General features: G+C 34.6%; 1 protein-coding gene. It reads left to right on the top strand.

Annotated elements, in window-relative coordinates; all coding sequences use genetic code 11:
- Positions 1–173: 173 nt before the first annotated feature.
- On the top strand, positions 174–376 hold a 203-nt coding region (locus tag D4A39_RS18120; RefSeq protein WP_233552544.1), incomplete at its 3' end, for a hypothetical protein.

Genomic DNA, 376 nt, shown 5'->3' with positions numbered 1-376 from the left:
TTAATACAGAGGTAAGAGTGACTTCCCTTGACAGTTGGTGCTGTAATTCAAATTTGGTGAATCCCACAGCTTTAAAGGTTACATTTCCTGAAAGAGGACAAAAATCTCTTCATTTATAAGGTATAATTTGTGGGATTAAGTGAAACTTAAGTGGAAGTGAAAAGAGTTTAAGTGTGGACATTGTGAAAAAAATATCAAAGGCTACACTCTGCCAGTTAGAGCATAGAAGCCAACATTCCGTTGAAAAAAATGTTTCAAGCAGGAAAATGTCTTTACACAGTGAAAACAGAAAAACCTTAAAAGATAGGAAAAAGATATTTGGTACTTATAAAGTCCCAACTCTTGGGATTCGTTTAAAGTTTGAACGGCGCAAAAA

The organism is Alcanivorax profundi (assembly GCF_003597125.1).
Taxonomy (GTDB): Bacteria; Pseudomonadota; Gammaproteobacteria; order Pseudomonadales; family Alcanivoracaceae; genus Alcanivorax; species Alcanivorax profundi.
This window is presented reverse-complemented; position numbering and strand designations above follow the sequence as displayed.